Source organism: Okeania sp. SIO2F4, assembly GCF_010672385.1.
In the GTDB taxonomy this organism is placed as follows: domain Bacteria; phylum Cyanobacteriota; class Cyanobacteriia; order Cyanobacteriales; family Microcoleaceae; genus Trichodesmium.
Map to the genome: position 1 here is coordinate 1 of NZ_JAAHGT010000749.1, position 4,892 is coordinate 4,892.

General features: G+C 32.3%; 9 protein-coding genes. All 9 read right to left on the reverse strand.

Annotated elements, in window-relative coordinates; all coding sequences use genetic code 11:
• Positions 1 to 67: 67 nt before the first annotated feature.
• Positions 68 to 1,249 carry a hypothetical protein gene (locus F6K22_RS31845; RefSeq protein WP_293107524.1) on the reverse strand — a complete coding sequence of 394 codons (1,182 nt, stop codon included), beginning with the start codon at positions 1,247 to 1,249 and terminating at the stop codon, positions 68 to 70.
• Positions 1,246 to 2,214 (reverse strand): PD-(D/E)XK nuclease family protein, encoded by a 969-nt coding sequence (locus F6K22_RS31850; RefSeq protein WP_293107527.1) that lies wholly within the window; start codon positions 2,212 to 2,214, stop codon positions 1,246 to 1,248. The genes F6K22_RS31845 and F6K22_RS31850 overlap by 4 nt, the downstream gene beginning before the upstream one ends.
• Positions 2,215 to 2,311: 97 nt before the next feature.
• Complete coding sequence (locus tag F6K22_RS31855) at positions 2,312 to 2,497, reverse strand: PIN domain-containing protein (RefSeq protein WP_363274870.1); 186 nt, start codon at positions 2,495 to 2,497, stop codon at positions 2,312 to 2,314.
• Positions 2,498 to 2,655: 158 nt separating this feature from the next.
• Positions 2,656 to 2,835, reverse strand: a complete 180-nt coding sequence (locus tag F6K22_RS31860; protein ID WP_363274872.1) for a PIN domain-containing protein — start codon at positions 2,833 to 2,835, stop codon at positions 2,656 to 2,658.
• Positions 2,836 to 3,063: a PIN domain-containing protein gene (locus F6K22_RS31865; RefSeq protein ID WP_293107533.1), complete on the reverse strand. Its 228-nt coding sequence runs from the start codon at positions 3,061 to 3,063 to the stop codon at positions 2,836 to 2,838.
• A 6-nt stretch (positions 3,064 to 3,069) separates the two neighbouring features.
• A complete protein-coding gene (locus F6K22_RS31870; protein ID WP_293107536.1) occupies positions 3,070 to 3,207 on the reverse strand; it encodes a hypothetical protein in 138 nt (45 codons plus the stop codon).
• A 6-nt stretch (positions 3,208 to 3,213) separates the two neighbouring features.
• Entirely contained in the window at positions 3,214 to 3,363 is a 150-nt protein-coding gene (locus F6K22_RS31875; protein ID WP_293107539.1) for a hypothetical protein, read from the reverse strand.
• 117 nt (positions 3,364 to 3,480) lie between these two features.
• On the reverse strand, positions 3,481 to 3,816 hold the full coding sequence (locus F6K22_RS31880; protein WP_293107541.1) for a hypothetical protein: 336 nt from the start codon (positions 3,814 to 3,816) through the stop codon (positions 3,481 to 3,483).
• Between the two features lie 348 nt (positions 3,817 to 4,164).
• The coding region (locus tag F6K22_RS31885) for a transketolase-like TK C-terminal-containing protein (RefSeq protein ID WP_293107544.1) at positions 4,165 to 4,892 on the reverse strand (728 nt) is incomplete at its 5' end.

Consider the following 4,892-nt stretch of genomic DNA (forward strand, 5'->3'; position numbering starts at 1 on the left):
CGGCGAATGATTTACAGAAATCTTTGGTCATAAGTATTTGGTTGTAAATGCTTAACAAAACATTGTGCTACCATTGTGTTACCTTATCATCAAAAATTTTACTCGTTGTATGGAAATTATTTGAATTGGGAAAAGCTTGAAGAAGTTCACCACTACCATACTCTAAATTTGGAGGAATAAAAACTGTTCTTTCTCTTTTGAAATATTCTTGTTTAATTTCAACTGGTTTATTTTCATACTCCACACCAGATAATTCATTGATAAAACTAGAAATTATCTTAACTCGTTGATCTGGACTAAGTTGAGGAGGAATAGAGCATTTTCGTAATCCTTCATACTCCGTTGTAAAAATTGGAAAAAGACGTGAAATAGGAACAGCTATAAATTTATCTTTCTCCAAACGATCTTTTACAAAAACTGCCTCCTCGTGAGGAGATATTTTAAGTTGTGGATAATTTTGGCGATAATATTCATAAACAGTCTTACCCAAATCCTTAACACTGTATTTATCTATAGTTTTTCCTGTAGTACCTACATAACGACAAGGAATTTTTTTTGTTCCATTATCACGAAGGAAAAAAGCTCTTTTTTCATCATTAATAGTTAAATCTGTATGTTCTTGGAGAATCTCATTTTTTTCATTATCTGTATAATCTGCTAAAGATTTTTTACCAACATATCTGGTTCGTATATCCGCAGCAAAGTAAAACCCATCACCCTCTAAATAAACAACACCAAATTTGAAACCACGGTAAGCATTGACAATATCTTTATTTACACCTTCATTTTCCGGAATTTGATTAAAAAATAATGTCCAATTTGAACGCCAAAACTTATCGTCAAGAGTCTTGAATTTGTCTGTAAAAGGTCTTTCTAACATCCTACAAACAAGTTCTCTTTCTTTACCAATAGCATCTTCAATTTTCACATCCAAAGTTTCTTCTGTCACTTCGATAAAATAAACTTTATCAGGTACATCTTTTATTTCAAATCTCTTTCCTGCTTCTGGACTATTTCCATCAGGAATTAGAAAAGCTGGATAACCAAAACGTTTAGTCGGATAAACAGGACAAAATAGTTCTTCTCGCCATAATTTATCCGCCCATCTTTGAAGGCGAATTGATTGATTATTATCTTTAGGAATCTTTTCAGTTACTTTAAGTATCCGGAAACGATAGACTTCTTTTTCAACACCTAATAAAGGGTATAAAGTTGCACCAATATATCGCATTTCTGTTGATTGATTCATGTTTCAAGTTCCTTTTGACATAACCTTTTAAACTTACATAATTTACAAGCATTTTTATTACTAGCAAAGTCAAAATCTTCTAATGAAAATTCAACTCCTGGCTCTGGATTATGAAAGCGTTTAAGTTGAGCAATACTCTGACGCACTAAACTCAGTATTTTTTCTTTTTTTTCCCAATTTATATGATGAATTTCATGTTGTACCGAATTATTTCCAAAGCCAACTAAATGAGCCTCAATTACTTCCAAAGAATATTTTAACGTCAAGTGAGGCCAAAGTTGGTAAACTCCTATTTGAAACTCAGCTTGGGAAAATTGTCGCGACTTTTTTAATGAAGAATTACCCGTTTTCCAATCAAATATTTTAAACTTACCGTCTTTTGTAATTAATGCTAAATCTACTTTAGCAATCACATCAATCTCGTCAACCTTAAAACCAGGTGCATTGCGACCATGAATTTTAGGTTCAATCCAAACTTTCTTGGCATTTTGTAATAGTTGCTTCAAATTATTTTCTTCTACCCAATTGAAAAATTGATTAACCCATGCTTCAACTGAGGTGAAAATTTCTCTAGGATTTTGTTCTTTTATTTCTTCATTATATTCATGCTCAAAGAGTACTATCTTACCATTTTCACCAAGATTTTTACGGTCTTCACGAAATGCTTTGCTTTCAGAAAAATTCCACTCTTGATTTATTTTATCCTCAAGTTCACTACGCCAATTTTGTGATAATACAGAACTTCCATCTTTCAGTATTTGAAGAGATTCAGCAACTATTGAATGAAAAATTTCTCCTTTCCACATAGGAATATTTGTGAGTTTTTTTAAGAATCCTATTTCTCTCAAAAAAGAATCACGACTGTTAATTCTTGCATTTGAAAGGTATTCAAAATAGTACCGTCGCTCACAAGTATTAAAAACTTGATAACGACTTACCGACCAATTTTTTATTAATTTTGACATCTCTAGATTACAGCTTCATATTAGTAAGATAGACCAGTCGCGGGCAAGATGCACGCACTACGAAAACTTTATATTAATAACTTTGGAAAAAATATCTTTAATTCCATTCCACGTCTAACCAATTCTCTAAATTTATTCCCTCTACCCTAGACATATCAGAATCATTAGAAACTAAAGTTAAATTATGAATAATTGTCGTTGCTACAATGAGTATATCAGCATCTTGTATTAGTCTACCTTTTCGCCTCAAATCTATGTGAATTTCTGATGCTTTCTCAATAATTTATAAATTGTCTAAGAATAAAATTGTAACTTCTTGACAAAAGTTTGTAAAGCAATAGATGCAACTAAAGATATGACTAAAACTGCTTTCTTCAAATTAATTATCAAACTTAGTTATTCCTAATTATATTAATAACTTGGGCAAAAATCTCTTTAATTCTATTCCACTTCTAACCAATTCTCTAAATTTATTCCCTCAACTCTAGACATATCAGAATCATTAGAAACTAAAGTTAAATTATGAATAATTGCCGTTGCTGCAATGAGTATATCGGCATCTTGAATAGGTCTTCTTTTCCTTCTCAAATCTATGTGAATTTCTGATGCTTTCTCAATAATTTATAAATTGTCTAAGAATAAAATTGTAACTTCTTGACAAAATTTGTTAAACTTAGAAAGTTGCCTAGTAGCATTGACATACAATAATCCTATTTTAATTTCATAATAGGTAATGCAACTGATAAATATATATTCTTCCAAAAATTTAACCTGCTTAAATTTATCAGTTGCTATTTTATTCTGTTTCAAAATTGCAGTAACTAAATTTGTATCTAGTAGATAACTCACCTTATTTTATCTCCCTTCTACCACTGCATTAAACATTTCTATTTGTTCAGGAGTAAAATTATCAAATATTGTCGATAATAGTTCTATTGACATTACGCCTCTAACTTTCTTTGTTAGTCGTTCATCATCTAGAGATATTACCATTTGAGGTTAGACTCGATCTAATAATGTAGAAAAACTCTGAATGAGTTGATTTTTATCTAATTCTTGATAAATACTTTCACTTTCCATTACTCTGTCAATTATTGCTGAAATTATTTTAATTGCTGTATTTTTTTCTACAGAAGCTTGAGTCATCATTTCCTCCAATTATATAAAAAAATTTAAAAGGTTTCCCTATTTCTAGAGAACCTCTTTAATTATAGTTGATAATCAAGTCAATAAAAAGCAAATTGACTTATGCTTTAATTTTAATTCTTAGGCTCCAATAGCATTTTTTAGTATTAATTTAAGTTCTAATAAAATTGGTAAACCATTAATTTCTTTAGAGAGATTTGATAAAGGTTCACCATCGGATTTTCTCTGTAGATAAACTCCTTTCAATAAAGTTTCTAACCCATACTTTGTCAGTGCATCTGATGCAAGTCCGATTATTCCCAAAAATACAACACCACCAATCATTCCACCCGGTCCTAACATTGCTAATGCTGCTGTAATTGCTGCAGCACCACTGAAACCTGTCGTTGCTATTGCAATTAAAAGTATAACACCAGGCAATCCTACACCTGCTATCTTTCTTACAGCTTCATCCATAACTATTTTTTCTTGTTATTAAGTAAAGATTTTTTATTAGTGTAATTATAACTGTCTAAATATTTCCTCAGCAATAGTAAAATCACAGAAAACAAACTTATTTTTTATTAATAAAAACCAGAATCAATCCTGAAAAATACTGAAGGGAATTGCTATAAAAATTTAAAGGGTTCCCTATTTCTAGAGAACCTCTTAATTATAATTGATATTTTGAGATAGCTAATAGGTAGATACAGCACTACGCACTAAAATTAAGACAACTATAAAACTTTAAAGTTATTACCTGTAAAGTTATAACTCTAGCTGACTGCTGAGTGCTAAATGCTGAATGCTTACCCACCATCAAAACTAACCCAATACTTCTCTAGCTTTAGCTACAATGTTATCAACAGTGAAACCATACTTCTCCAAAACAACACCACCAGGAGCAGAAGCACCAAAAGTATCAACACTCAAAGTTGCACCTTCATCAGTCACATAACGATGCCAACCAAAACTAACACCTGCTTCCACTGCCAAACGCTTCTTCACAGATGCAGGGAACACAGACTCCTTATAAGCTGCATCTTGCTCTTCAAATAATTCCCAACATGGCATAGAAACCACCCGCACTTTCTTACCTTCAGTACGGAGTTTTTCTGCAGCATCAACACATTGGTAAGTTTCGCCACCAGTACCAATTAAGATAATATCTGGAGTACCATCGCCATCACTAATAATATAAGCACCTTTAGCAACTCCATCAATGGAACTACCAGCTAAATTAGGTAAACCTTGACGAGATAATGCTAACAAAGTAGGTTGAGGATGACTTGCTTTAGCCTTTTCCACCGCAACCTTATACGCACCAGAAGTTTCATTACCATCCGCAGGACGCATCACAAGTAATTGTGGAATCAAACGTAAAGATGCAATATGCTCAACTGGTTGGTGAGTCGGTCCGTCTTCACCCAAAGCAATAGAGTCGTGAGTCATTACCCAAATAACACCAGCTTCAGCTAAAGCAGATAAACGGATAGAGTTCCGCATATAGTCAGTGAACACCAAGAATGTTGCACCATAAGGAATTAAACCAG

What these genes read in the sequence shown, in the direction of transcription:
- F6K22_RS31870 (WP_293107536.1), bottom strand. Translation starts at nt 3,207, where the DNA reads ATGGTAATATCTCTAGATGATGAACGACTAACAAAGAAAGTTAGAGGC.
- F6K22_RS31850 (WP_293107527.1), bottom strand. Translation starts at nt 2,214, where the DNA reads ATGTCAAAATTAATAAAAAATTGGTCGGTAAGTCGTTATCAAGTTTTT.
- F6K22_RS31845 (WP_293107524.1), bottom strand. Translation starts at nt 1,249, where the DNA reads ATGAATCAATCAACAGAAATGCGATATATTGGTGCAACTTTATACCCT.
- F6K22_RS31880 (WP_293107541.1), bottom strand. Translation starts at nt 3,816, where the DNA reads ATGGATGAAGCTGTAAGAAAGATAGCAGGTGTAGGATTGCCTGGTGTT.
- F6K22_RS31875 (WP_293107539.1), bottom strand. Translation starts at nt 3,363, where the DNA reads ATGATGACTCAAGCTTCTGTAGAAAAAAATACAGCAATTAAAATAATT.